Source organism: Chitinophaga sp. W3I9, assembly GCF_050434025.1.
Lineage (GTDB): Bacteria > Bacteroidota > Bacteroidia > Chitinophagales > Chitinophagaceae > Chitinophaga.
Window position 1 is genome coordinate 3177245 of record NZ_JBNPWC010000001.1, and the last position, 25890, is coordinate 3203134.

Genomic DNA, 25890 nt, shown 5'->3' on the forward strand with positions numbered 1-25890 from the left:
ATCTATTTTGAAAAGTAAATTACATTTTTATCTTTTAAAACCAGGAAGAAGCCTGTCATTTTTTAACAGGCTTCTTCCTGGTGTCCTTACATTAAGGACAGGTAAATTTTCCTAAATCATTGTTCAGTGTACAACAATTAGGAGGGTATGGATTACCGTTGTTCAAAGCCGCCTGCAGGTCAAGTCTTTCACTCGGCGTCATGATGGTGTTATCTGACTTATACACTGTTGGCGCCAATTCAGCATACACATCTGATCTTGCTATATACGGAATGTAGAAATAATTTATCCAGGATCTGTCGCTGTTGGAAAGAAAGCTGCCCTGGTAAATATAACTGCCATCTGTTTTAGTGTACATTGGTAAACTGGTGTTATGTACTATGGATGTACTGCTTGTCAGCGAGCTGTATCCCATTACAGAAGTGTAATCGTATGTACCTGTCTGATAGTAATTGGTGGAGGGGATATTAAATTGCGCGAGCCCGGAAGAGGTAAGGTTAGACGTATTAACGGTAACAAACGAATTCCTGTCGAGGCGCGTATGCTCATGTCTTAAACCCAGCGCATGGCAGATTTCATGGATGATCACACTGTTGTCCCATGAATCAAAGGCGAAATCAGCGAGGTTGATGCGTTGTACCCCGCCTGTTCTTCCGAGGTTTGATTCGCTGACATCAGCACCATCTGTGGACCAGAACTCGATGTTGGGGTAAGTAAATCCATAAGTGGGGTCAACCAGCGGCTCACAGGTAGCGTTGTAGAACCTTACATTGGTATTGGATTCCATTTCAAGCAGTGCTGAACGGACTTTCTGTTTCTCCGCCAGGGTTAAATTTGACCCGTATATAATCCTCACCATGGCCCATAAATTATAGGCAGTAGGGTATATACTGAATGCTCTGGGGATGGTGCGGCCCTGGGCGGTGTTTTGAAAGGGCACATTATACACCGGGTGCGCATTTTTTTCGGCGCCTACATAGTCTGGTTTCTTGGGCAGTAGCTGGCCATAGAGATCCAGGTTTTTGTATTGTTCCTTAGTGAGACGGATATCTCCTTCCCAAAAATAATCAGCTCCTTTTTTTTCGACCATCGCACCGGATTTTAAAGTGATCGGGCCATCTTTCTGGTTATCTGATTGATTGGATTGGTTATCCTTGCTACAGGACAGGAAAAACAATACGGCTAACAACGGGAATGCTTTCAAATAGTGGTTACGTTTCATGGGTAATGTTTATTGGTTGAAGGAATACTTTGGGTTACATATTATCAGACTATATAGCAAAAATGAGAATAGGTTAAACAAATGTGATACCTGAGGGTAAGCATCACGATTATAATACTATCTAAAATAAAGAATAATTTTAATTCCCCGGGAATTTATTTTTCAAATTTTTAATTCGTAGTCCTGATAATGTGGGGGGGTATGCCCGGGGCATTTTTATATATTTCTGATAATCAGTTATTTTTTTGTTGTAATTTTTCAAGTGCCCGGTTTGAATAATTGTAATATTGACAGTACTAATTTATCAAGCGGGTAAATTTATACCGGTGCAGCAAATTCCCTGGGAGATGTTTACCATTTATCTGTTAGCCCGATCTATTTCTTATACCTGAACTTTTTCAGCAGCTCTTCTTTTTTTCGCCGCGATACTGTTACATACACACCATTTTCCAGTTCTATCTGCCCGCCTTCTCCCCGGATATAGCGTTTGATGTACTGCAGATTGATAATATGCGAGTGATGGGTACGGAAGAATAAATCTGGCAGTACCTGGAGCTTTTCTTCTGCCGTCACTCCTTCGCTTTTGAGCTTGAAGGGGGGAGGCATTATTGATGGCATCGTACAGGGCTTTACCGGAAAGTCCGCCGGGATCGGGGGAGCCTCTTCATCGACCTGTGTACCATTAAAATTCCGAGATAAGCGGGAATGGCAGAAGCCCCGTTTAGCAGATGGAGTAAGTGGGTGAGCCGGCGGGGAGTTAAAGGGGCTGGACTAACTCCTGCCAGATGGGTTCCTGCCTGGTTAAAAGCGGGATAACAAAACAAATTTGACCGGTTTATAGAAATAATTTAATATTAGTGTATGTATCTTACCAGTGTGCCCGATCATATGGAGCCAGGATTTGATGAGGCATTGTATTTCAGCAAATTCCAAAAGCATAACATTATTATTAATGCGGAGAGCAATGGGAGTCATTGTGACGATCATGCCGGGTGTCTTTCTATCAAAACAATACTCAGTGGCGAGGAATGGTATGGGATTGATCGTCACAGGCTGGTGGTAAGGCCCGGCCAGTTCCTGGTTTTAAACGATGATCAGCGTTATTCGTGTCGTACCAGCCGGGGCGAAAAAGTGAGAGGGTTGTCGGTGTTTTTTAAAAAGGAATTTGCGTCGGCTGTGTTTAGTGATATGCTTAACAGCGAAGGAGCGCTGTTGGATAATTCTTCTTATAATAACAGTACAATACCTGAATTTTTCCAGACCCTTAATAATATCTCCCCTGATTTACAGGCGCAGTTATCCCGGCTTGTAACCACTATTGAAAGCAGGGGATATGATGCAACTATGGTAGATGAACACCTGGTTTTTCTGTTGCGGCACCTGATTGGGGTTTACAAATCTGACGTGGTTCGCGGAGCTGGTATCCGGGCGGTTAAGGCAACTACCAGGATTGAAATTTACAAACGGCTATGCATAGCCAGGGATATCCTGCATTCTTCTTATACCGAACATCTTGATCTGTCAAAGATAAGTAGCCTGGCCTGCTTATCCATGCCTCAACTAATCAGGCAGTTCAAAGCGGCTTTTCATTGTACGCCGTATCAATACCTCATACGCATCAGGCTCAGGCATGCTGCTCAATTGTTGCAAGACACGGATAAGCCTGTGCAGGAAATTACCTGGATATGCGGTTTTGAAAATACGAGTGCTTTTTGCCGGGCTTTCAAATCTGTTTATGGCATCCAACCGGTGCTCTTCAGGAAAAAATAAAATTGAGCATTTTTGCACATCATATCTTGCAGCGTAGGCGTAATATTGAGTATCCATGCATTTTATGTTTACAAAATGAAGAGAATTATATCAGTATTGGCTTTTTTGTCATTTTTACAGTTGGCGCATGCGCAGGAAACAATGATACCGCTGTATGAAAAAAATATTCCGAATTCCAGGAGCATACCCCCGGATTATATAGAAGAAACGGATACTTCAGGTTTGATAAGAAAAGTAACACAACCTGCCCTGATACCTTTTTTTCCGAAGAAGGGAACTGCAACCGGCACGGCTATACTTATTTTTCCCGGAGGCGGTTATTTTGTTTTGGCGCCAGCCGCCTGTTATGAAATGGCCAGGGCGCTCAATGAAGCAGGTATCACCGCTTTTGTAGTAAAATACCGTTTGCCGCATGATACCATCATGATTGATAAAACAATTGGTCCGTTACAGGATGCCCAGGCAGCCATTCAGCTGGTACGCAAAAGAGCTGCAGAGTGGGGCATCAATCCCCACAAGGTAGGCGCAATGGGCCTTTCAGCAGGTGGTCACCTGGTATCAACAGCGGGTACGCAGTTGAACAGGGTGGTGATTGAAAATAGAGAGCGGATCAATCTCCGGGCAGATTTTATGGCGCTATTGTATCCTGTAACGATCTATGATCCTGCTATTCCCAGAACCCGCGAAAACCTGATTGGTAAAAATCCATCTGCTGCATTGCTGGATCTTTATAGTACCGATAAGCAGGTCACGGAAAATACGCCACCGACTTTTTTGGTGCATGCGGCTGATGACGATGTGATACCGGTTAAAAATACCCTCCTGTTTTTTAACGCTTTACTGAAAGCGAATGTAAAGGCGGAAATGCATATCCTGCAATCTGGTGGTCATGGTTTTGGTTTAACAGATCTTCACAGCAAGGATAACTGGTTTAATTTATTTAAAAGCTGGCTGGCAGAAAATGGATTTTAGTGGGTCAGCCGCAGTATGCCTACTGTATCAGTGCTCCAGGAAGGCATCCATCGCCTTCGTGGGTTTCCCGTCATCTCCCCAGGCACTTAATCCATAATGGCTCCAGCTTTTTGCTCCCTGCGGCTCCCAATAAATTACACCTAAACCCTTTCCATCCGGCACGGCCTTTACCTTTTTCTGTACGGCAACCAGCATATCATAGGTGTTCTGCGCTTTCGTGTCTTCTCCGCCCACTTCTACTACCATCACCTCCTTTCCGTACCTGGCGGCCATCTCTTTCAGGTTATTGCCCAGGTCATCAATAGAAAGGGTATAATCGGGTTTGCCGGTAAGCCAGTAGGGATAGTATGACAGCCCGATTACATCATATTTTGCACCATGGGTCCTGGCGCTGTCGAACCACGTAACAAAGCGTGTTCGGTTATTACCCTGATCCACATGAAGAATCACTTTAGACGCAGGGCTCACCGCTTTAATGGCATCATAGCCTTTGTTGATTAATTGCGCCAGTTGATGCCAGTTTGAAGTGCTTCCTTCAGGATAGATCATACCTCCGGCTGTTTCATTGCCCACCTGCACCCATTCAGGGGTGATGCCGCTGTTCTTCAAAGCAGACATTACATCGAAAGTATAATCATATACATCTTTCAGCAGCTGCGGGAAGTCGTGGCCTTCCCAGGCCGCCGGTTTTTTTTGCTTACCCGGATCTGCCCAGCTATCGCTGTAATGAAAATCTATCATTATCCGCATCTGCCATTTCTTTGCCCGTAGGGCCATTGCCACCGTTTCTTCTTTGCTGCAATGACCGCTGGCTTTATCGTTAGATGGATTTACCCATGTTCTTAACCTGATCGTATTGATACCGTGATCTTTCAGGATCTGGAAACAATCCTGCTCCACGCCATTATCATTATAAAATTTGAACCCCGAGGCTTCCATCTGCGGTAGCCAGCTGATATCAGCTCCTTTTGCAAATTCGTTGCGGGATGGGCCAACGGATGTTTTTGATGTGGTACATCCTGTCGATAGTATAACCGCGAGCAGTATAAAGAAGATAGTGATTATTGATATTTTCATCTGGCTGAAATTTAAGTGTTATTTGATGGTCACTTTTATCGTTCCTTCTTTCAGATTTTCCGAAGAGGCAGTAACAACAACTTTTCCGGTAAGATCTCCTGCTTTCAGCAGGATAGTGGCAATGCCTGCTTCCGCCTTTACCGGATTGCTGCCAATTAATACTGCATTACCAGTAACCGTGAATTGAATGACATTTTTTGCATCGGGCACCAGTACGCCATTTTCATCCGTAATACGCGCGTAAAGGAAAACGATATCCGATTGGCCGGATTGAAGCGGCTTCCCGGTCGTATCAACATCCATACTGATGCTGCTGGCTTTTGCCGGCGTTCTTTGTGTGGTGCTGATCACTTCTTTTTCGTTGTTGTATCCGATCGCTGTTAATGTTCCGGGTTCAAATTTGTTTACCAGGAAGGTGAACGGCGGATGGGGCAATTTTCCCGAGAAGGAGTTCTGATCGGGCTTTTGACGCGCTATCAGCTTCCCGTTCAGCAAAAGAGCCGCTTCATCGCAGTTACTGAAAACCCTGACTGTTGTTACGGAGGGATTATTCCAATAGCTGGCAATAAAGATCATCGGCTTGCCAAAATCGCTGTTCGTGTTTTCCGGTGTCCGGTACTGGCTTTGATAAAAATAATAAGAGAATTTCGGTAAACGGAAGATATCGGAGATCCCGGACGATTCTATGTCCGGCGCGTATCCGCGTTTGTAGTCGAACAAAAGCCAGTTAGCATCGCCTACGGCTGTTCCGGCAAGATTGTCGTTATGGGCTTCCTGGAAATTGAGTGCCTGTTGCAGCAATGCCTTTTCACCAGCTTCCCGCAGTTGCCGGGAAGTTCTTTCTCCTTCTTTCAGATCTTTATATTCTTTTTGATTAAACCCCGCATTTTGTGCATAGTATTCCCAATCGCCATACTCAGCAATCAGTATTGGCTTCCGGGTGTATTTTTTCCAGTAGTCCGGCGCCCTGGCATGTTGCCTTGCAGGAATAAACACATCGTACACATCGTCCATCCATCCGCAGGTATACACGTCTGTGAAAGGCAGTTCCTTATGTACAATATCGTGGGACTGCTGCATGTACTCCATACTCATATTGGTTTCATTCAGGGACGCTTCCCATAGAATGATGGAGGCATGGTTTCTGTCGCGGTGAATGAGATCCCTGATATTCTGATAGCTGTTTTGCTGAAATTCCTCATTACCAAAAAATTGCCAGCCGGGAATTGAGTTCATCACCAGTATTCCTAATCTGTCACAGGCATCTAAAAAAGCGGGGGAAGGAGGGTAGTGGGAGCAACGCACAAAATTAAATCCGGCTGCCCTGATTTTATAGGCATCGCGGAATTGCGCATTATCCGGAAGTGCATAGCCGATATAAGGATACTCCTGGTGGCGGTTAGTGCCACGAAGGAAAAATGGCTGCCCGTTCAAGGTAAAACTACCTGCTTCAAACCGGAAGGTTTTAACACCGGTACTGATTTGCTCTTCGTCCACAACTTTGCCCTGCTGCAATACCTGCACAGTAAGCTGGTATAGCGAAGGATGTTCTGGTGACCATAGCGCGGGATTTTTGATAGCCACCTGCCCGTTAAAAGAAACATATCCTTTACTGATTACATTTTTTACACCAGATAAAACGCGACCAACTTCCACTCCTTTTTCATCTGTTAAAATTAAATTCACCTGTGCATTTTGTGGCCGGCGGTAATCGTTCCGCAATTCTGTTTTTATCATTAATGTTGCCCGGCTGTTGCTAACGTTTTCGTAATGCAACATCACGCCGCCGCCGGATTCCCTGTTCGCTTCCACCGCATCGGCAATGTGCAGTTTATCTTTGATGATCAGCCAGGCATTGCGGTAAATGCCGCCATAGTAATTAAAATCAAGGTCTTTAATTGATTTTCCCGGCGGAATAGCGGGATTGTTTTGATTATTTAATTTAACGACTACGATATTCTCTCCCTCAAACCTGACGTTATCAGAAATATCAATATAGATAGGAAGATATCCTCCTGCATGGCGATATACATGCGTTCCATTCAGATAAATATCTGCTTCGTGCATGGCTGCATCAAATTGCAATGCGATATGTTTTCCCCTGACGGCAGCAGCCACCCGGAAGTTTTTCCGGTAATAACAGGTGCCCTGCCATTGCTCCTCTTTCTTCTCCACAGGTTCAATCCGTGGTGTATGGGGCAGTGAAACTTTCTCCCATAAAATTTTATGACCAGTATTACCGGAAAGGGATGCAGCTATTTCCATACTATCCACATTCTTCACAAACTCCCATTTTCCGTTGAAATTAATTTTATTCGCAGGGTGTGTGTTTTGTGCTTGTAAACTGTTAATAATAATTAGTAAGATGAAAAGAAAGATGAACCGGTTTTGCATAAATGTAGTCATGGGTTAGATGGTTATTGCGGATACCCGTCGTTTTGTTTAATGATTCCCTTTCCTTCGATGATCACGGCAGATGGGATGGGAAATAACACCTGGTATGGCCTGGCGTTTGTTTTTCCTCTTGCCAGTGCGTTAGTTATCAGGGAGCCGTTTCGTACCAGGTCCTGGCGTCTCACGCCTTCGCCATAGAGTTCCCTGCCACGTTCATCCAGCAGGGCGGTACGCATACCTGCCTGTGTTAAGCCTGTAAAATTGGGAACGCCTGCCCTGGCCCGCACCTGGTTTACATATTGGTATGCTTCGCCTGGTCCTCTTTGTTCATTGATGGCTTCGGCTATGGCCAGCAGTACTTCTGCATATCTGAACACTACCACATCAATGGCATAACCAGGTCCGTCGCCCTGGATGCTGGTATATTTCAGCGGAATGGCTCCTCTTAATCCATTACTTTTGTTGGCTTCCGTACCATCGCTTTTAGTATAGTGGTCTATGATCGTTGTTTTCCTGGTGTCGTTGGTTTCATATTTATTGTAAAAGCTCCAGGGCATATAATATCCTCCCCAGCCCGGGGCTCTCTGGATGCTTCCTGCCTGTTTGAAGTCGCCGGGAAGTACTTCCTGGATCCAGTAGTTAGGAGAGGCATCATTGGTAGGCACAGCATAAATGAGTTCCTTGCCTGCTTTCTTTTTGAATATATCTGCATAATTATCTTCCAGCGAATAATTCATGGTCATTATTTCTTTGGCGGTTGCTTCCGCCTTGTTCCATTCTTTATTGTGCATATATAATTTCAGCAGCAGCATGCGTGCAACGCCTTTGGAAACCCTTCCCCAGTTGGTGGCATCACTGTTGTATTTGTCGGCCAGGTCGGGCAGGGCGGCAGTCAGATCCGCTTCAATCTGAGCGGAATAAGTTGTGGCGTCCGGCCTGGGTGTGATGGTATTATCTGCCAGTGTTGCCGGATCAGTTTTGGCATTTACAGGGCCGTAAAAATCATATAGCACATACATCAGCCAGGCTCTCAGCACTTTTGCTTCTGCGATATATTTTCTTTTAATGCCTGCGTCAAGCGTTGATTTTTCTATATTATTAATTACGTCGGTAGCTTTGGCTACGTACCTGATCTTGGGATAGGTGGGATCGTTGGCATCCACCCAGGTGGAGGGTCCGAAGGTAAAGTTGGTTAAATTGGCATCCCAATCGGTTTGTAATTCATCTGTTGTCATCAGGCTGCGGATGAAGTAAGATTTGATATCAGCGTTATACAGCGCACCATACCAGTTGCCGGCGCCGGGATCAGCGTTGCCCCAGTTGGAGGTGAAGGGATTGTAAAGCGTAATGAGCGCAACATTCGCATCTCCTTCTGTTTGAAAGAAATTTTCCGGCGCCAGCTGGGAATAGATGTCTGATTCCAGCATTTTTTTACACCCGGAGAGCGGTAAAAGTATGATCAGGCCTATCAGTGCCAGTTGATGCAGCGAAAGTTTGCGGCAGTTTGAAATGAATATTTTCATGATGTGGATATTAAAAGGTCAGGTTTACGCCAAAAGTGGCAGATAATGCTTGCGGATAAGGATTCACTTCTGTAACCTCGGGATCATATCCCTTGTAGTTGGTGAGTACCGCAATATTCTGCATGTCGAAGAACAACCGGGCATTCCGTATCAACCGGGTGGACCGGGTAAGGTTATCAGGCAGCTTGTAACCTAATGTGATATTCCTTAACCGAAGGAAATTCACCTTTTGCAGGTAGAAATCATTTGTGGTGGTGGGATTATTGCCACTGTAGGGATTACTGGCATAACCGGGATATACCCCGTGGGTATTGTCGGCAGACCAAACTCCTTTGATACCGGTAAGTGTATTGTGTGCGTTGCTGCCGTTTATTTGTGCGGGATCATAAAACCCCGAATAGCTGTTGAAAAGATATCCTCCGAAGTTGCCGTAAACAAATACATTCAGGTCAAAATTTTTATAGGAAAAAGTGTTACCCAGTCCGATAGAAAATTTCGGATCCCTGTTGCCGAGTTTCACCACGTCATTAATATCCAGGTTACCATCGTTGTTTACATCTGTATACCTGATATTTCCTGGCCGTGCATTGGGCATATAGACAGGAGCATCAGCGGCGCTTTTGATAATACCATCCGTTTTCCAGCCGTATATTTCGCGGATCGGATCTTTGGCGCCGATGAAAGGAGAAAGCGCAATAACAGGATTTCTTTCTATCCAGTAATTTTTATATTGGGAGATATTAAAAGAAGTATTCCATTTAAATGCACCGGTAGTATTACGGGAGTTCAACGATAGCTCGATGCCGTCGCTGCGGGTGGATCCTACATTTGCCGCCACCTGGCTTACGGCATTGTTGGATGGCAGCGGGTTGTAATCCAGCAGATCCTTTGCTTCCTTCCGGAACACGTCGAGCGCTCCTGTAAGCCGGTCGTTGAAAAATCCAAAATCAAGACCGAGATTGATTGTTTTGTCTGTTTCCCAGGTGAGATCGGGATTGGCAATCTGTGTAATGGCAATGCCTGTGTAATAAGTGGAGCCTATTAAAAATGGGGAGCCCGTTCCATACAGTGATAAGGCATTGGTGCCAAGGATGCTTTCATTACCGGAGGTACCATATCCCGCGCGAAGCTTGAGGTTGGAAATAAAGCCCGAGTTTTTGAGGAAAGGCTCTTCACTGATGCGCCATGCGGCTGAAAGTCCGGGGAAGAAACCGAATTTATGATTGTCGGCAAAGTAGCTGGATCCGTCGTTACGCCCTGTTAAAGTAAGAATATACTTATTATCGTAACTGTAATTTACCCGGAAGAACTGGGAAACTTTGATGCGGTCAGGCGCCCTGAAAGAGTTCTGGAAACTCTTTTCTTTATTGCTGGCAACGCCTACATTATTAAAACTAAAAGCATCTGTGAAAAAACCTACTGCCTGGAGACCAAAGTTATCTGACATACTTTTGTAGTATCCGGCTCCTGCCACTACCGCGAGATCGCTTTTCTTAAATGACTTGTTGAAAGTTAAATAAGATTCTGCGGTATAGTTACCAATATTATTAGTGGCCAGTTGCGCCATTCCTTCTGGCAATTGCGCGTTCTGAGCTTTTCGTGGCAGGTAAAATTTCAGATCGGAGCTTTGTTTATCGATACCTGCTACTGCAGTCAGTTTTAAATTATCCAGGATCTTTATTTCCAGGGTTGGGGCAGCCAACAGCCGTTTGAGGCTGGTCTGGTTCCGGATAATGGAAAATGCAGCGGGATTGGTAATGAGGCGGTCGTAGCTTTTGGTATAATTTCCCGATTCATCATAAATACCAATATTAGGCGCAAAAGTGTAGGCGGCTTGCAGTTGGTTGTATTTTTCGGGGCCTCCTGCATTAGATCCTGTTGCTGCATTGTCGCTGTTAACCTGGCTTAGCGTTAAATTCAGGTTGAATTTTACCCGGCTGCTGATTTGCTGTTCGAGGTTTACCCTCCCGGTGTACCGCTTGTAGCGGGAGTTTTCCAGCAGCGCTTTATTATCATACAGGTTAAAAGAGGCGTATACCTTCGTTTTTTCGGTACCGCCGGACACGGAAATATTATGTTCATTAATACTGCCCTGTCTCATTAACAGGTCCAGCCAGTCTGTGCCTGCGCCGGCTTTGCTGATGTCTGCATCCGAAAACATGGGATTGAATGCCGGAACGGAGGAGGGGTCTGTGTTGCCATAAGGGGCCAGGTTGTTATCATATAAATACTTATCCCGGGCCAAACGGACCTGTTGTTGCATAAAGTTACCCGCGTCTAAAAAATCGAGGTAGGGTTTGGGCGACTGTATCGTGTAGCTGCCCCGGTATTCCGTTATCGCCTGTCCGGCTTTTGCCTTTTTGGTGGTAATAAGTATAACGCCATTGGCAGCAGCAGAACCATAAATGGCCGTAGCGCTGGCGTCTTTCAATACGTCTACGGATTCAATATCTGAAGGGTTGATGCTGCTTAACGGGTCCTGGTCCACTCCGCCGTAAAAACCAAGATCGCCATCGGCGATGGAAGGAACGGGCGAGGCGTTATTTAATATAGGCACTCCGTCGATTACATACAACGGGGCGTTGCTACCTCTCGGAGAAATGGCGCCCCGGATGTTCACAGAAAGGCCACCACCCGGCTGGGCGCTCCGCACACTTAAATTAAGGCCGGCTGCTTGCCCCTGCAACAGGTTATTAATAGAAGTGTTGGCCACCTGTGGCAGGTCTTTAGTTTTTATAGATACCACTGATCCTGTAATATCCTTTTTGCTGGTGGTTCCGTAACCTACCACTACTACTTCGCCTAATGCGGTGGCGGGGTTTTCCAGGGCAATACGAAGGGTATTCCTGTTATTTACCGGCACTTCCATAGTGGTATAACCAATATAGCTGATAACCAGCGTTCCGTTTTCCGGTGCATTTAAAGAAAAGTTCCCGTTGGCATCTGTTACCGCCCCAGCGCTGCTTCCCTTCACTTTTACTGAAACGCCGGGCAGGGCATCTCCGTTGGCTTTGTCTGTGATCTTTCCCTTTACCGGGATGTCGGCTTTTATCCGGTAGGTGATCCGGATGTTGTTACCGCTGTAAGCAGCCATCGCAGGCATGGATGAAACGATGGCGAAGGCTAAGGGCGCCGCGGTCTGGCAAAATAGTCTTACATAACTAACTCTCCACGCGGAACGATACGTTTGTCGTAGTTTATTCATATGCTGGGAATTTATAAAGTGACTCTAAGCTTCAAGTCGTACATAATTAGCTGGGAAGCAATTTATTGCAATTCGCTTCCGGAGGCTTGTTCAAATCATCTAACATTTGTTTCAATCTGTCTTTTGTTAATATCAGCAGGTATTCAGGAGGGGGAGGCAGCTATATTTCCCGATTTTATCTAAATTGGTTGATGATTCGTTTAAGGATTTTTTAAAAAGCGCCTGGTGTCTCTAAAAAAATATATCTCCCATTTTTTATTATTCCACGTGGCTGCCATGACACTTTCATTGGTTCCGCTGTTTTCTTTTGCGCAACAACCAAGACTCTCCTTCAAACATATTACCCAGGAGGAAGGGCTTTCAAACAGCACCATTGAAACAATATTCCAGGATAGCCGGGGATTTATATGGTTTGGTACGCGCGACGGATTAAACCGGTACGACGGCTATGAAATGGTGGTATACCGGAACGACCGCAGTGATGCCAGCAGCATCAGCGACAGCTATATCCGTTATATATGTGAAGACAGTGACCACAAACTGTGGGTGGCTACGAATAATGGGTTAAATCTTTTTGATCCGGTTAAAAATACCTTCAGGAGATTTACCCATCGTGCCCAGGAGGCCGGCGGCCTCAGTAACAATATGGTGAACTGTGTATTGGAACAACGCGACGGCGTGATCCTGGTAGCCACTACCGAAGGGCTTAACCTGTATAACCGGGCTTCAAATACCTTCAGTCATATTTTACATTCCGGCCAGCCGGGTAGCATCAGCGATAACCGGGTCAATTATCTTTACCGGGATAAAAAAGATAATATATGGATTGGTACTGATAATGGGTTGAACCGGTTCAATCCGGAGAACAAAACATTTGAAATTTTCTATCCATCCGGAAGCAGGGACGGCAACGCAGGCGAAAATACTGTGAAGGTTATCCAGGAAGATACTGCCGGAAATCTTTGGCTGGGTACACAGGACAAGGGACTTTATCTTTTTGATCCCTCCCGGAAAACCTTTAAGGGATACCGGCACAGTGAAACAAACAGCCTGAGTTTGTCGAACGACCAGATAAAAATAATACTGAGCACTCCCACCGGGAATCTATGGGTAGGCAGCATTAATGGGGGACTGGATCTGTTCAACCCGGCCAATGGCTCTTTTTATCATTACCAGAATGAACCCGATAATCCGAACAGCTTGTCGCAACGAACCGTTTCCGCGCTTTTTGAAGACAACCAGGGCAATTTATGGGTGGGTACCCATCGGGGCGGTGTTAACCTGTACACCCCCGGTACGGATAAGTTCAAATTATACCGGCAGGAAAACAACGCTTCTTCTTTAAGTTATAATGATGTAAAAGCATTTTATGAAGACAAAGAAGGTTATATATGGATAGGTACCGATGGCGGTGGCTTAAACCGGTTTAACCCCCGGACAAATACGTTTACCCGTTACCGGTATAATCCGTATATGCCGGCAAGCATAGGTTCTGATGCCGTCTTACATATTACGGAAGATAGCAAAGGGAATTTATGGGTGGGCACCTGGGGCGGCGGCTTAAACCTGATGGACCGGAAAAGCGGCACCTTCAGGAGGTATGTAAATGATCCGGACAACAGGCAATCCATCAGTTCTAACTATGTGCAAAAAACATTTGAGGACAGCAATGGCAATTTATGGGTCGCCACTTATTACGGCGGATTGAATTTATTTGACCGGGCCACCGGGAAATTCCGCAGGATAACAACAGCTCCCGGAGGAAAAAATAGCTTATCCGGCAATAATATTGTATCCATCGATGAAGACATTCACCATAATATCTGGATTGGTACGGACGATGGCGGATTGAACTGCTATCATATTAAAAACCGGAAATTTACCTGTTATTTTAAAAGTGAGGAAAAGGTGCCCGACCTTCGGGTGATATTCAATGACAGCAAAGGACGGTTATGGATAGGGCAGGCGGGGTTATATCTTTTTGATGAGAAGAATGACACCTTTAAAATTTTTACCGGTAAGGCTGGTCTTTCGCGGGAGTTTATCAAAGGAATAACGGAAGATAATAAAGGTAATTTCTGGATTTCCACATCTAACGGACTGTTGAAGTTTAACCCGGAAACGGGTCAACATAAAAGATATAATATAGGAGATAACCTGCAGGGCGGCGAATTTGAGGCGAATGCTTACCTGAAAGCCAGTGACAACAAAATGTATTTCGGTGGTATTAATGGATTTAATTCATTCTATCCTGATAGTATCAAAGTAAATACATTCGTTCCCAAAGTATACATTACCGGTTTCCAGATATCCAACAGAAAGGTGGCCGCCGGGCAGAAAGGCACTCCGCTGCTAAATGACATCACCGCCACCCGGGAGATTACCCTTTCTTATAAGCAGGCGGATTTTTCCTTCAGTTTTGCTGCGTTAAATTATACCGCCGCACAGAATAACCAGTACGCCTACAAGCTCGAAGGACTGGATAACGACTGGAACCTGGTAGGCACTGAAAGGAAAGCATCTTATACCAATTTGGATCCGGGTGAGTATACTTTCAGGGTGAAAGCCTCCAACAATGATGGCAAGTGGAACGAAGCAGGTACCGCGATAACGATTATTATCACTCCTCCATTCTGGAAAACATGGTGGTTTTTACTCCTGCTGGGATGCCTGGTGATGTACCTCGTTTATTTTGCCCTGAAACAGCGGCGAAAGTTTGAACTCAATAAATTAGAAGAGAAAAAGAAGGAAGAAATGCACCAGGTGCAGCTGCAGCTTTTCACCAACATCTCCCATGAGCTGCGTACACCTTTATCATTGATCCTGGGGCCTGTAGAGAAATTAAGACAAAGCCATTCCCATCCCGAATTTTCCCATTACTATCGTTCCATACATAGAAATGCGCTTCGTATGATAGGCCTGATAAATGAACTGATGGACTTTAGAAAAGTGGAAGCGGGCGTGCTGAAATTAAAAGTTTCTCCGCATAACCTGAGTGGATTTGTACAAACCGTGGCAGAAGAATTTGAAGACCTGGCGCTGCAGAAGCAGATTGAATTTACTTTTCCAACTACAGATACGCATTTAACTCCCTCGTTTGATAAACAAATATTGGAAAAGATTATTTTAAACCTGCTGAACAACTCCTTTAAGTATACAGAAGAACGGGGGAAGATAACGATCGATATATTTACCTCCCTCAGCGGATTTCAACCTTCCTTCAGCAATGAGCTGATCCTCAAAAATGAGTTCCGGGCAAAAGATTACTTCTATATAAGGGTAAAGGATAACGGCATTGGTATCTCAAAAGAATCTATCAAACATCTTTTTGAAAGATATTACCGCATCACGCAATCACATCTCGGATCGGGTGTTGGATTGGCTTTTGTAAAAAGTTTAACCACTCTCCATAAAGGAGATGTGTATGTATATAGTGAACGGAACCAGGGAACAGAAATTATCATAGCGTTGCCATCAGCAGCAGAAAATTATTCCAGCGGGGAGAAGACAGAGGGGAATGTGCCGGAAGGCGTAATTGCCCTGGAAAGCGTTCAGCAAAAATTCGAACCACAGTTATTGCTGGACGACCGCCCCGAGCACTTACCTGTACCAGCCTTGCAAGGCGAACATATTTTATTGGTAGAAGATAATAATGAATTAAGGAAGTTCCTGAAAGATTCACTGCACCCATTTTATAAGGTATCTGAAGCTATTGACGGCGCTTCAGGCCTTGAGCTGGCAAAGGAGATATTTCCTTCATTGATTATAAGTGATGTAATGATGCCCCGTCTGAACGGGATTGAATTTTGTAAATTGATAAAGGAAGATGTTGAAACCAGCCATATTCCGTTTATCATGCTTACTGCCAAAGATGCGATCGAATCTAGAATAGAAGGCGTTGGCTCCGGGGCGGATTTTTATTTTTCAAAGCCGGTTAGTATCGACCTGTTACTACTTACTGTCCGTAATATTTTTGTTCAGAAGCAGAAGCTGAAAGAACGCTATATACAGGATTATCATATAGAAGCAAAAGAACTGGTGCATTCTACCCAGGACAAGGAGTTTATGGATAAGCTGCTTGGTATTATTGAATCCCAGATGATCAATCCCGAGTTTGATGTAGACGTTCTATGCGCTGAAATAGGCATGAGCAGGACAAAACTTTATGAGAAAATAAAGCACATTACGAGTCAGAATATTGTGGAATTTATACGGACTACCCGCTTGAGAAGGGCCGTTTATATTATGACACACGAGGATGTACCGCTCTCGGACGTAATGTACCGCGTGGGTATTCAAACGCAGTCGTATTTTACGAAGGCGTTTAAGAAGGAATTCGGGAAAACGCCCACCCAGTTTTTGCAGGAGATTAAGAAGTAGTGTTTGCACCAGACCGGTCGCATCAGTGGTGGATCCAGGAAAGCATCTGACGTAAAATTCCTTCCTCAAAAGAAATCAATACGCGGTAAATTCTCTACATCTCTTTTTCATCTTCCCTTTTGCCGGCTTCATGGAAATGCAGGAGTATGACTGGTATGCCGTTCCTTTACGCAGCGTACCGGTATAACCGGTGTTATTGCAGGGGCCGGCGACAGAGATTATTGGTACAGTTGCTGTGGATGAAAAATAGCATGTGAGCAGTCATTGTTGAACTTTGTAAAAAATAATTTTATGGGAAAAGATAGAAACGGAACTTTCCATCCCGGCAAGGGGAAACCCTCCGGCGCAAACAAAGAAGAGGGACTTGGAGCACAGGCTACGCCTCCCGAAAGAATGGATGAATACGAGGAAATAACAGATAAATACACTGACGGCCCGGATGAGCTGTCGGATAATGTACATGTATTACATTCGAACAGGAATACTTCAAAAGCAAATACATCCAGGGGATATGGTACCCGGACAAGCGGTAAGCCTGACCATGAAAAGGAACAGGAAGATAACGTACGTAACCGTTTCCCTGCGGCACAGGTGGAAGCGAGTCCTCCGGAAGAGCTGCCTGGTGTATTCACGAAGGAAGCCTTCAATCATCTGGCTGCTATCTCCGGAAAATATTGTGTATCAGTTTATATTCCCACACATGAATATGGGGCTGCAGTGAATGATTTATCAGATGCGGTTCTTTTTAAAAATAAGTTGCAGGAGACACAGAAAATATTACAGGAGAAAGGTCTGAAACAGCCAGAAACGGACAAGCTGCTCGGCCCCGGGTATACACTGATGTATGATGAGGACTTCTGGCGAAGCCAGTCAGCCGGACTGGCCATGTTCTTTGCACCCGGCTTCTCAGGGTATGTTAAAATGTCTGTATCACCGGCAGAACAATTAGTGGTAAATACTTCTTTCCAGCTATCTCCTCTGGTACAGGTGATGCCGGCAACAGAAGATTTTTATGTACTTGTGATCAGTAAACATACCGCCCGGCTTTTCAAAGCAGATGCAACGGGCATGAATACGATACCTGTAACCGGGCTCCCGGACAGCACGGCCACCAACCTTCCCGTGGACCCGGATACTACCAATGGTGATACCAATTATCAGGGTATTGGCGGCGCCAGCGATACAAATATCACAGCGTATCTGAAAGCAATAGACGACATTCTTTTCAGGGAAGTATTACATGATCAGCATATACCGCTTTTGCTGGCAGGCGCAGAGGAGCTGATTACAGTATACCGTTCTGTTTCGCGATATACATATGTGTATCCTGAAGCGCTCACCGGTAATCATGAATACGATGATACCCCTGCTTTGTACAAACAGGCACGCACTGTATTGCAACCATACTTTAACCAGGAACTGCAGAAAGTAAAGGACCGGTACGCCAATCAATCCGCTACAGGCCGCACTTCTTCTATCATTGCAGATATAGTTCCTGCTGCTTATTATGGGCAGATAGATACACTGTTTGTGGCGAATAACACGCAGGCATGGGGAGCATTTGATGAAATGAAAAATGAACTGCATGTTGATGACAGCATGACTGGCAACAATGAAGACCTGCTCAATATGGCGGTAATTAAAACCATCGCCAATGGCGGCCAGGTATTCCTGCTCGAAAAAGACGAGATGCCGGCTGAAAGCCCTGTTGCAGCATTGATGAGGTATTAGTAAATAAAAATCTTTTTTATGGAAAGCAAGAACACAGAAAACAAAAACACTTCAAAGGGAGTTCCGGGAAAAGATACCGGGGATAAAACCTCACTGGGAGGTAACTTCAATTCCGGTGTTACATCGGATGACCCGGAGATAAAGAAAGCCATCGAGAAAAAGGCGACGTTGCTGGAAGACCAGCCGCCATCTGAAAAAGACAGCAATAGCAAGCAAAAGAAGGTTTAACAAAAGAGGACCTGCCAGTATGAGGCTACCGTTCAGCAGGCAGGACTTAAATCAGGTGGTAAAAAGCCTCATAGAGCTATGGCTCTATGAGGCTTTTTAGTAAGTTCGCCTGCTTTTGCTTCGCAAAGCAGGATATAATAATGAGTATCACCCGTTTTATCGCCACATTTCCCCGGCATGTCGACTCCCCATAAGTGGCTACAGGATGGCGGGCTACTTTTGTGTAACAAGCATTTTTTATGAAAGCAGCCACAGAACGTAAAATAATCCGCTGGTTACATATTATACTCAGCATTCCCATCCTGGGATATATTTATGGACCGGTAGCCGCCAACCCACCCGCCGCAAACGCGGTGCGATGGGTGTTTCTGCCAGTAGTTGCATTAAGTGGCCTTTGGATGTGGAAAGGGCATCTGCTGAAAAAGAAATTAAACAGGCAGCGAAAACCGTAAGTACCTGGTTGTAATAATTGATTAAGCAAGGGAAATCCTATCCTCTTTATTTTGTTGTATTTTTACCGCGTAAAAACCCAGGCAAATTGACTGTTAAACAAACACCCCGGATATGCTATCTTTCAAAATGCAGCACCAGGAATTTGATCCTCCTGAAGAGCTGCAACACGCTATAAAGTGCTTTTGGTATACCAGGGTAGACTTCGGGGAATTGCCATCGGATTTCGAGATACTACCGGATGGTTACGCTGAAATTGTTTTTCATTTCGGAGGCGACTGTCACATTTCCCACCATGGTGGTTTGCAACCATTGCCATCGCCCATTTATAATGGGGTTGCTTAACCAGCCTGTTATTTTAAACGCGAAAAACTGCCTGGAAGTTATCGGTGTCAGGTGCTTTCCCTGGACCGTATTCGATTTGCTCGGACTGCCGTCCGATAAGAAAGGCGCGAACATCTTTGAGCATCCGATCGCGCGCCTTCAATCCACATTGAGTAAATGTATGGAGGGGGAGAAGATGGATGAAGCGCTGGCTCATGTAAAACAGTATTTCCTGGATGCAGGGTCGCAGGTTGCTGCAGACAGTATGCTATTCAAAGCGGGAGTAGCTATGAGAGAGGCAAATGGTGCTATACCGGTAAGCGGGATAGCGGAGGCGGCTCATGCTACAGTTCGTACATTGGAACGAAAGTTCAAGCAATCTTCTGGTCATACTGTGAAAGACGTGTCTGGTGTGATGCGCTTCGAGCAAGTACGAAACCAGTTATGGCTTTACCCGGATACCAACCTTGCCGGTCTGGCTCATGAGGTTGGCTATACAGACCAGGCTCATCTAAGCAGGGAGTTCAAGCGCTGCAGCGGCACTACACCGGCGGCATTTGCACGGAGAACAAAGAAAAGAAAGCTGGCTGTTGCCGGCGATTTTGTCGCGTTTATACAAGCCTGACGAGCAGGCATTCCGGAATTTTGTGCTTCAATTATGCTATATGAACGCTACACTTGTAAGCCAGGAACCCGCACAAAATCATACTATTTACGATGTAATCATTTCCGGCGCAGGGCCTGTGGGCCTGTTCCTCGCCTGTGAACTGGCCCTGGCCAAATGTTCTGTCCTGGTACTGGAAAAGGCGGAGACTCCGGATTCTTTATTGAAGCAACTTCCTTTCGGGATACGCGGGCTATCGGCGCCTACTATTGAAGCGCTTTACCGTCGTGGGTTACTGAAAGAATTTGAAATACATAAACGGCTTAAAAGTCCTCATTCAAACGCGGTACAGGGGCCACGCCGTCAGGCCGGGCACTTCGCCGGCATTCCATTCCACGATGGTGATATTGACAGGTCCCAATGGAAATATCGCCTGCCAGGTTCGACGGAGACCAGTTTAATTTCTGAAATGTACGAACTTGAAACAGTGCTGACCCGCCGCGCGGTATCCCTGGGGGTAATCATCAGGCGGGGGCTAGGCGTTACTGGCTTTCATCAAACTAACGATGACGTAATAGTGCTGGCAGGTGACCGGTCGTTTCAATGCAAATGGCTGGTGGGCTGCGATGGAAGCCGCAGTGTTGTCCGCAAGGCGGGCGGTTTTGAATTCGCAGGTACGGAGCCGGAATTTACCGGCTACTCTGCCAAAGTGGATATTGCCGATCCCCAGCAACTCAATCCGGGCCGTAACATGACCGCAAAAGGCATGTACCTCCAATCGCAGCCTGGCTACCTGATGATCCAGGATTTTGATGGCGGAGCATTTCATGATGCGGGGAAACCAATTACGCTGGAGCACATTCAGGAGGTGTTGCGCCGCATCTCTGATACCGATGTTACCATCAGCGCGCTGCATTTCGCCACCACCTGGACTGACAGGGCGCGGCAAGCCACTGCCTACCGCAACGGACGGGTACTTTTGGCCGGTGATGCCGCGCATATTCACTCGCCATTGGGAGGCCAGGGACTAAATCTCGGGCTGGGAGATGCCATGAACCTTGGATGGAAGCTCGCCGCTACCATCCAGGATAAAGCGCCGGAAGGCTTGCTGGACAGCTATTATACGGAAAGGCATCCCATTGGTGCACAGGTGCTGGACTGGTCACGTGCCCAGGTGGCCATTATGCGGCCAGATCCTCATGCTCGCGCACTGTATGCAATTTTCCGTGACTTGATAAATACACGCGATGGCGCCACCTATATTGCGGGAAGGGTATGGGGCATTTTTACCCGCTATAATCTCGGTGGAGCGCATCCGCTGACAGGCTACAGCGTTCCCAACTTTGCATTCGGAGACGGCACAGGAATAGGGGACCTGATGCATGATGGCCAGGGGATATTGCTTGATTTTGATAGGAGTGATGCACTCAAAGCCTGGACAGAAAAGTACAGCAACCGGATCAGGTATGTTGCAGGCAAAGCAAAAGACCAGTTAGGCGTAAGCGCCATACTGATACGCCCCGATGGTATTGTTGCCTGGGCTTCGGACAACGAACCGGATTATAACGAACTACAAAAGGCTGCCGCCCACTGGTTTTTGTAATGCAGGAAAAAGTTGACGAATGACGGAAAGTTTGCCGGATATACGCTTATTTTTACCAGATCACTTCCTGTTAAAAAAATCTATATGGCGGATGTACACATCGTCTCCTCCCTGAGCGGGGGCGGCATACTTAGCTGGGCGGTCAAAAAGCGTACGCTGACAGGAGAAGTATTTGCTTTCAATGAGATTCCCGGCACCGGCCCGCTGGATGATGGAAAAAAGCGAATGGCATTTCTGCGCAACCTGGACTTTAATAAAGAAAACAGCAACTTTTGGGGCGGTGACAGCGATGCGTTTGCCCGCTGGCGGGAATTACAGGCCCGTTTGCTGGCGCAGCCGGCAGACAGGCTGGTCATATGGGCAGGCAGTGACGGTAACGATTATGTGTTTATAAGAATGGCTTGCCATTGGCTGGAGCGTATACCTGTAAACGTTATGCTGGTGCAGGCGCCTCCCATAGTGGGCTACCACAGTATGGCAGTATATTCCTTTGAGGAGCTGGCGCCGCTGATCAATCAGGCGGTACTGTTGCCTGCTGCAGCACGCAGCAAACTGGCCCGTGAATTTGAGGATATCGCATCCCGTCCTGAATTGTTGAGGGAATGCGATGAAAATGGCGTGTTGCAGTTCCGGGAACTTTCCGCACATGATAACCTGCTATTGTCACATTGTGATAAACGCTGGAAGCCCGCCGTCCGGGTAATAGGGCAAACGATAGGGTTTAGTGATCCCCGCAATAGCCTTGGAGACGGGTTTGTCAGCTCAAGGCTGGAACACTTAATTGTAAATGGTCAAATCGAAGCGGACGGAGTACGCACCTCTATGAGAACGTTCCGGGTAAGGCTTGCCAAAAAGTGATCACAGGCGCCACTAACGAAAATAATTCAGGATAATTTTGCTGATTGTATCCGCCTGATTAAAAACCATGAGATGTCCGCCGCCTTTGATACGATAGTCGGGATGCACAAACCTGCTGGCGATTACCCTGTCGGCTGTGCCATGTATTTGAATGGTTCTTTCAGGTGTTTCTTTATTATTCCAATAAGCAATGCCTCTCAGTGCCCAGCGAAAAAACAACACATTTGTATCCTGCAATAATTTTGTCAGTTCCTTTTTATCATTTGGGGACCGGGCGCCAAAATAACGATAGGTAAGAAAATTGGTCCACCTGATTAATACACCTGGAATAAGCCGGTATAAACCCAGCTTCATGAAAAAGAACTGTATTTTATTCAACTCATCTTTTGTCTCGACAGAAGAGATGAGTACCATTTTTTTCACTGATATTTGTTTGGATACTTCCACCGCTACAATGCCTCCAAAAGAAAGCCCGATGATATACGGATTTTCAACCGTGATCTGGCTCTTTATCCTGCCTGCGTACTGCGTTATCGATTCTTTGGGTAACGCGGGGATCCAGTTGATGTAAACTTTATGGTATCCCGGAAGTTTCAGATTCATGAATATACTTGAATCGGCACCTATACCACTAAAAAGATAAACGGTCTTTTGTTCTTTTTTAGCTGTATCCTTCAGGGTTTGCGCGGCCCCCGGGAAGCTACAGAACAACCATAAAATAAAAAGACTCACTTTCACACTTTGCACCATAAATTTCCTTGCTTCTTGCCAGCGATAAACGTTCATTGTTAACGTTGCAGTGTGCGATATTACCAAAAAAATTTTAAACAGAGGATTGCACTTTCATTACATCGTACGCATATCAATGCCTATGCAATCTCTGCCGGTAATACCTTTGCTGTTACTGCGAAGCCGTTTTTCTCCTGATTTCCAGGTATTTTTTGATTACCGGCAAAGAAGTAATAGGCAATCCGGATTTTTCTCCTGATATTTAAATTTGGTTTAAACCCACGCTGGCTGATGATATACCGGCTGGTAACAAATCTTTTTTTAATAAAAATACTATTATGAGAATTCGTGTATTGTTCTTCGGCATTTCTTATTTGGCTTTTGTGTGCGCTTGCAATAATAAGGGCAAGCAACAGGCAGGCACCGCTGATTCTATCCCAAAGACCGATGTTATTGCAACGACGGAGAATAAATCGGCCACCGCACCCGCCACCTTTAACGTTGATGCCATACCGGTATCAGAAAAAGAATTAGGTGCTTTCCCCTTTTTTACTTTGCCGGAAGGTTTAGAGACCATGAACAAACCTGTTGAGCGTAAGTTTGACCGTCTCTTCTTCGCCATAGACGGTAAAATGGTACCGCTGGAAGGTCGCATATGGAAAAGTAATGTTAGCGAAATAAAACAGGGTGAGTGGTCCCTTCCTTTTTTTTGAAAAGAGTTATGATGAAGCCATCAAAGCTGCCGGCGGCGTGAAGATATTTGACGGATCAATTTCGAAAGAAGAATATGACCGCTACAGCCCGGGCGCTTCTTACTTAGGGGAGGACGGTTCTATCGGTTATACGGAGGACCAAATCAAAACTTATATCATTCGCAGAACCAATGGAAGCAATATTTATATCCAGCTGTCCGGCACCTCCGCCCAGGGCAAGCTGAATATATTGCAGCAGGAAGGGTTTAAGCAAACTATCACCATGCTGAAAGCGGATGAAATAACTAAAGACCTGAACGAAAAAGGGAAAGCAATTCTATATATCAACTTCGATACAGATAAATCCACCCTGAAGCCCGAAGGGAATGATGCGGTGGCGGAAATTACAAAGGCATTAAAAGCAACCCCCGGATTGAAAGTGGCCATCAATGGTTATACAGACAACACCGGTAATGATGCACATAACCTGCAGTTGTCGAAAGACAGGGCCAAGGCGGTGCTGGAGGCGTTAAGTTCATCCGGTATAGACAAGTCACGCTTAAGTTCTGAAGGATTTGGTTCAGCGCAGCCAATTGCTGACAATGGTTCAGAGGAGGGTAAAGCGAAAAACAGGAGAGTGGAGCTTATAAAGAAATAGTTCCCGAAGGTGGCGTTGAATAAGGCCGCAAGGCTATATTTGCAGCCCGATAAATAAACATTAACATGAAAAGATTATTGCTTTGCCTTGCGTTCAATATGTTTTCCCTTTCCATGTACGCGCAGCAAACTGGCTGCAACTGCGCAGTGACGTTGGAAAAACTGATGAAGAAAGTGGAAGCCGAATACCCGGGTTTTGGGGTAAAGACTAAGGACGGATCATCCTACGAAGAATTAAAACAGCATCTGACCAGGGAGGCAAAAAACGCAGATAGCAGCGCCTGCGAAAAAATACTAAAAAAGTATACCGATTTCTTTAAAGATCCCCATTTATGGGTAGGTTCAAATGGTTCTCCCTTTTCCTCCGGCAGCAGTGGTTTAGCAGCATCCCTCGTGATCGATATTCCGGATTTCCGGGAAAAAATTAAGCTTACGCGGGATACGCTGGAGGGGGTGTGGTCCACAGAGGGGTATAAGATTGGGATTAAAAAGGGGAGTAGAAATGAATACACCGGGTTTATTATCGCCGCAGCATCCACGCAGTGGAAAGCCGGAGATATAAAGTTCAGGTTGTTTCCGGATGGTTCTTTTGAATACCTGATGCTTGACCGGTCCAAAAAAACAGGGCACTACCACATGCATAAGAAAAGCATCCTGTTTCTGGATGCAATAAGTATGGCGTTGGTCAGAGAAGTACCCTCACCATCGGTAAGTGCGGCCCAGCTGGAAGAAAAACTGACGGAGCTGACCGGCTTTTATTTCAAAAAATTATCTGCGAGAACATCGATTCTTAAATTACCAAGTTTTGAATACCGGCATCTCCAAAAAATTGAGGAGCTGATTTCGCAGCACCGCATGCAGATTGAGGGCAGCGAAAACCTGATCATCGACCTTCGCGGCAATCCGGGAGGCACAACAGATGCTTATCAGCAACTTCTCCCGTACATCTCCGGAAAATCAATACGGAACACCGGGACAGAATTTCTATCTACCCAAACTTATATCGGGAACCTTCAAACCTATAAAAAAAGCCTGGATAAGAATACCCCAACAGATCAAATAGACAAACAAATAGATAAATTAAAAGAAAACCTGGGTAAATTCGTGAACTTTAGCGGTACAGATAAACCTGCCTATATAGAAAAGGTTGAGCTGGCAGCGAAAAGCCCGCGGCAGATTGTTATCCTTGCAGATAAAGGAACAGGGAGTTCGGCAGAATATTTTTTGTTTATCGCAAAGCAGAGCAAAAAGGTCAAGTTATTGGGCACGCCCAGTTCTGGCGCATTGGATTACGGCAACGCATATCAGGTAGATTTCGGATGCCCGGGTTACGAGGCATTTATTCCCACCTACCGTGCCATGCGTTTGCCAGACTACCCGATAGACAATATCGGTATCCAGCCGGATATTTATATGGACAGTTCTGTGGAAGACTGGGTGGAATTTGCGGTGCGGTATGTTGAGGAGTGAG

Annotated in this window: 20 protein-coding genes; 13 read left to right on the top strand and 7 right to left on the bottom strand. The window is 45.6% G+C overall.

Features of this window, described 5'->3' with window-relative positions; genetic code table 11:
- Nucleotides 1-91: 91 nt before the first annotated feature.
- Both QFZ51_RS13265 and QFZ51_RS13270 read right to left on the bottom strand, forming a co-directional pair.
- Complete coding sequence (locus tag QFZ51_RS13265; RefSeq protein WP_429046439.1) at nt 92-1222, bottom strand: M12 family metallopeptidase; 1131 nt, start codon at nt 1220-1222, stop codon at nt 92-94.
- A gap of 375 nt (nt 1223-1597) precedes the next feature.
- Nucleotides 1598-1840 carry a LytTR family transcriptional regulator DNA-binding domain-containing protein gene (locus tag QFZ51_RS13270; protein WP_429046440.1) on the bottom strand — a complete coding sequence of 81 codons (243 nt, stop codon included), beginning with the start codon at nt 1838-1840 and terminating at the stop codon, nt 1598-1600.
- A 243-nt stretch (nt 1841-2083) separates the two neighbouring features.
- Here QFZ51_RS13270 and QFZ51_RS13275 point away from each other — a divergent pair, with 243 nt between their 5' ends.
- Together QFZ51_RS13275 and QFZ51_RS13280 are read left to right on the top strand one after the other, a co-directional pair.
- Entirely contained in the window at nt 2084-2992 is a 909-nt protein-coding gene (locus QFZ51_RS13275; RefSeq protein ID WP_429046441.1) for a helix-turn-helix domain-containing protein, read from the top strand.
- Nucleotides 2993-3067: 75 nt separating this feature from the next.
- Nucleotides 3068-3964 carry an alpha/beta hydrolase gene (locus QFZ51_RS13280; RefSeq protein WP_429046442.1) on the top strand — a complete coding sequence of 299 codons (897 nt, stop codon included), beginning with the start codon at nt 3068-3070 and terminating at the stop codon, nt 3962-3964.
- 27 nt (nt 3965-3991) lie between these two features.
- Here QFZ51_RS13280 and QFZ51_RS13285 read toward each other — a convergent pair whose 3' ends face one another.
- The 4 genes from QFZ51_RS13285 to QFZ51_RS13300 are packed head-to-tail and all read right to left on the bottom strand — an operon-like array spanning nt 3992 to nt 12163.
- Nucleotides 3992-5041 (bottom strand): glycoside hydrolase family 53 protein, encoded by a 1050-nt coding sequence (locus tag QFZ51_RS13285; protein ID WP_429046443.1) that lies wholly within the window; start codon nt 5039-5041, stop codon nt 3992-3994.
- Between the two features lie 18 nt (nt 5042-5059).
- Nucleotides 5060-7447: a glycoside hydrolase family 2 protein gene (locus QFZ51_RS13290; RefSeq protein WP_429046444.1), complete on the bottom strand. Its 2388-nt coding sequence runs from the start codon at nt 7445-7447 to the stop codon at nt 5060-5062.
- Between the two features lie 11 nt (nt 7448-7458).
- Nucleotides 7459-8958, bottom strand: a complete 1500-nt coding sequence (locus QFZ51_RS13295; protein WP_429046445.1) for a RagB/SusD family nutrient uptake outer membrane protein — start codon at nt 8956-8958, stop codon at nt 7459-7461.
- 10 nt (nt 8959-8968) lie between these two features.
- Entirely contained in the window at nt 8969-12163 is a 3195-nt protein-coding gene (locus tag QFZ51_RS13300) for a SusC/RagA family TonB-linked outer membrane protein (protein WP_429046446.1), read from the bottom strand.
- Between the two features lie 225 nt (nt 12164-12388).
- Between QFZ51_RS13300 and QFZ51_RS13305 the strand changes: the two genes are divergently transcribed.
- The 8 genes from QFZ51_RS13305 (at nt 12389) to QFZ51_RS13340 (ending at nt 22341) form a co-directional block, all read left to right on the top strand.
- Complete coding sequence (locus QFZ51_RS13305; RefSeq protein ID WP_429046447.1) at nt 12389-16543, top strand: two-component regulator propeller domain-containing protein; 4155 nt, start codon at nt 12389-12391, stop codon at nt 16541-16543.
- A 291-nt stretch (nt 16544-16834) separates the two neighbouring features.
- On the top strand, nt 16835-18274 hold the full coding sequence (locus QFZ51_RS13310; RefSeq protein WP_429046448.1) for a hypothetical protein: 1440 nt from the start codon (nt 16835-16837) through the stop codon (nt 18272-18274).
- A gap of 18 nt (nt 18275-18292) precedes the next feature.
- Nucleotides 18293-18502: a hypothetical protein gene (locus tag QFZ51_RS13315; protein WP_429046449.1), complete on the top strand. Its 210-nt coding sequence runs from the start codon at nt 18293-18295 to the stop codon at nt 18500-18502.
- Nucleotides 18503-18741: 239 nt separating this feature from the next.
- Nucleotides 18742-18954 carry a hypothetical protein gene (locus tag QFZ51_RS13320; protein WP_429046450.1) on the top strand — a complete coding sequence of 71 codons (213 nt, stop codon included), beginning with the start codon at nt 18742-18744 and terminating at the stop codon, nt 18952-18954.
- 112 nt (nt 18955-19066) lie between these two features.
- Nucleotides 19067-19297 (top strand): DUF6597 domain-containing transcriptional factor, encoded by a 231-nt coding sequence (locus QFZ51_RS13325; protein WP_429046451.1) that lies wholly within the window; start codon nt 19067-19069, stop codon nt 19295-19297.
- Entirely contained in the window at nt 19284-19901 is a 618-nt protein-coding gene (locus tag QFZ51_RS13330) for a helix-turn-helix domain-containing protein (RefSeq protein ID WP_429046452.1), read from the top strand. Before QFZ51_RS13325 ends, QFZ51_RS13330 begins: the two co-directional genes overlap by 14 nt.
- A 40-nt stretch (nt 19902-19941) precedes the next feature.
- On the top strand, nt 19942-21483 hold the full coding sequence (locus QFZ51_RS13335; RefSeq protein ID WP_429046453.1) for an FAD-dependent monooxygenase: 1542 nt from the start codon (nt 19942-19944) through the stop codon (nt 21481-21483).
- Nucleotides 21484-21567: 84 nt separating this feature from the next.
- The gene (locus QFZ51_RS13340) at nt 21568-22341 is read left to right on the top strand and encodes a DUF3658 domain-containing protein (RefSeq protein ID WP_429046454.1); all 774 of its coding nucleotides are present in this window, start codon (nt 21568-21570) and stop codon (nt 22339-22341) included.
- 12 nt (nt 22342-22353) lie between these two features.
- Here the strand turns inward: QFZ51_RS13340 and QFZ51_RS13345 are convergent, their stop codons facing one another.
- Nucleotides 22354-22944, bottom strand: coding sequence for an alpha/beta hydrolase (locus QFZ51_RS13345; RefSeq protein WP_429046455.1), 591 nt, complete (start codon nt 22942-22944; stop codon nt 22354-22356).
- A gap of 464 nt (nt 22945-23408) precedes the next feature.
- Between QFZ51_RS13345 and QFZ51_RS13350 the strand changes: the two genes are divergently transcribed.
- From QFZ51_RS13350 to QFZ51_RS13360, 3 genes are all read left to right on the top strand, one after another.
- The gene (locus tag QFZ51_RS13350) at nt 23409-23783 is read left to right on the top strand and encodes a hypothetical protein (protein WP_429046456.1); all 375 of its coding nucleotides are present in this window, start codon (nt 23409-23411) and stop codon (nt 23781-23783) included.
- Complete coding sequence (locus tag QFZ51_RS13355; RefSeq protein ID WP_429046457.1) at nt 23758-24420, top strand: OmpA family protein; 663 nt, start codon at nt 23758-23760, stop codon at nt 24418-24420. Before QFZ51_RS13350 ends, QFZ51_RS13355 begins: the two co-directional genes overlap by 26 nt.
- Before the next feature lie 65 nt (nt 24421-24485).
- Nucleotides 24486-25889, top strand: coding sequence for a S41 family peptidase (locus QFZ51_RS13360; protein WP_429046458.1), 1404 nt, complete (start codon nt 24486-24488; stop codon nt 25887-25889).
- Nucleotide 25890 lies beyond the last annotated feature (1 nt).

Bases quoted from the DNA above. Each gene is read 5' to 3' on its own strand.
- QFZ51_RS13265 (WP_429046439.1), bottom strand. From the start codon at position 1,222: ATGAAACGTAACCACTATTTGAAAGCATTCCCGTTGTTAGCCGTATTG.
- QFZ51_RS13270 (WP_429046440.1), bottom strand. From the start codon at position 1,840: ATGCCATCAATAATGCCTCCCCCCTTCAAGCTCAAAAGCGAAGGAGTG.
- QFZ51_RS13275 (WP_429046441.1), top strand. From the start codon at position 2,084: ATGTATCTTACCAGTGTGCCCGATCATATGGAGCCAGGATTTGATGAG.
- QFZ51_RS13280 (WP_429046442.1), top strand. From the start codon at position 3,068: ATGAAGAGAATTATATCAGTATTGGCTTTTTTGTCATTTTTACAGTTG.
- QFZ51_RS13285 (WP_429046443.1), bottom strand. From the start codon at position 5,041: ATGAAAATATCAATAATCACTATCTTCTTTATACTGCTCGCGGTTATA.
- QFZ51_RS13290 (WP_429046444.1), bottom strand. From the start codon at position 7,447: ATGACTACATTTATGCAAAACCGGTTCATCTTTCTTTTCATCTTACTA.
- QFZ51_RS13295 (WP_429046445.1), bottom strand. From the start codon at position 8,958: ATGAAAATATTCATTTCAAACTGCCGCAAACTTTCGCTGCATCAACTG.
- QFZ51_RS13300 (WP_429046446.1), bottom strand. From the start codon at position 12,163: ATGAATAAACTACGACAAACGTATCGTTCCGCGTGGAGAGTTAGTTAT.
- QFZ51_RS13310 (WP_429046448.1), top strand. From the start codon at position 16,835: ATGGGAAAAGATAGAAACGGAACTTTCCATCCCGGCAAGGGGAAACCC.
- QFZ51_RS13315 (WP_429046449.1), top strand. From the start codon at position 18,293: ATGGAAAGCAAGAACACAGAAAACAAAAACACTTCAAAGGGAGTTCCG.
- QFZ51_RS13320 (WP_429046450.1), top strand. From the start codon at position 18,742: ATGAAAGCAGCCACAGAACGTAAAATAATCCGCTGGTTACATATTATA.
- QFZ51_RS13325 (WP_429046451.1), top strand. From the start codon at position 19,067: ATGCTATCTTTCAAAATGCAGCACCAGGAATTTGATCCTCCTGAAGAG.
- QFZ51_RS13330 (WP_429046452.1), top strand. From the start codon at position 19,284: ATGGGGTTGCTTAACCAGCCTGTTATTTTAAACGCGAAAAACTGCCTG.
- QFZ51_RS13335 (WP_429046453.1), top strand. From the start codon at position 19,942: ATGAACGCTACACTTGTAAGCCAGGAACCCGCACAAAATCATACTATT.
- QFZ51_RS13340 (WP_429046454.1), top strand. From the start codon at position 21,568: ATGGCGGATGTACACATCGTCTCCTCCCTGAGCGGGGGCGGCATACTT.
- QFZ51_RS13345 (WP_429046455.1), bottom strand. From the start codon at position 22,944: ATGAATCTGAAACTTCCGGGATACCATAAAGTTTACATCAACTGGATC.
- QFZ51_RS13350 (WP_429046456.1), top strand. From the start codon at position 23,409: ATGAGAATTCGTGTATTGTTCTTCGGCATTTCTTATTTGGCTTTTGTG.
- QFZ51_RS13360 (WP_429046458.1), top strand. From the start codon at position 24,486: ATGAAAAGATTATTGCTTTGCCTTGCGTTCAATATGTTTTCCCTTTCC.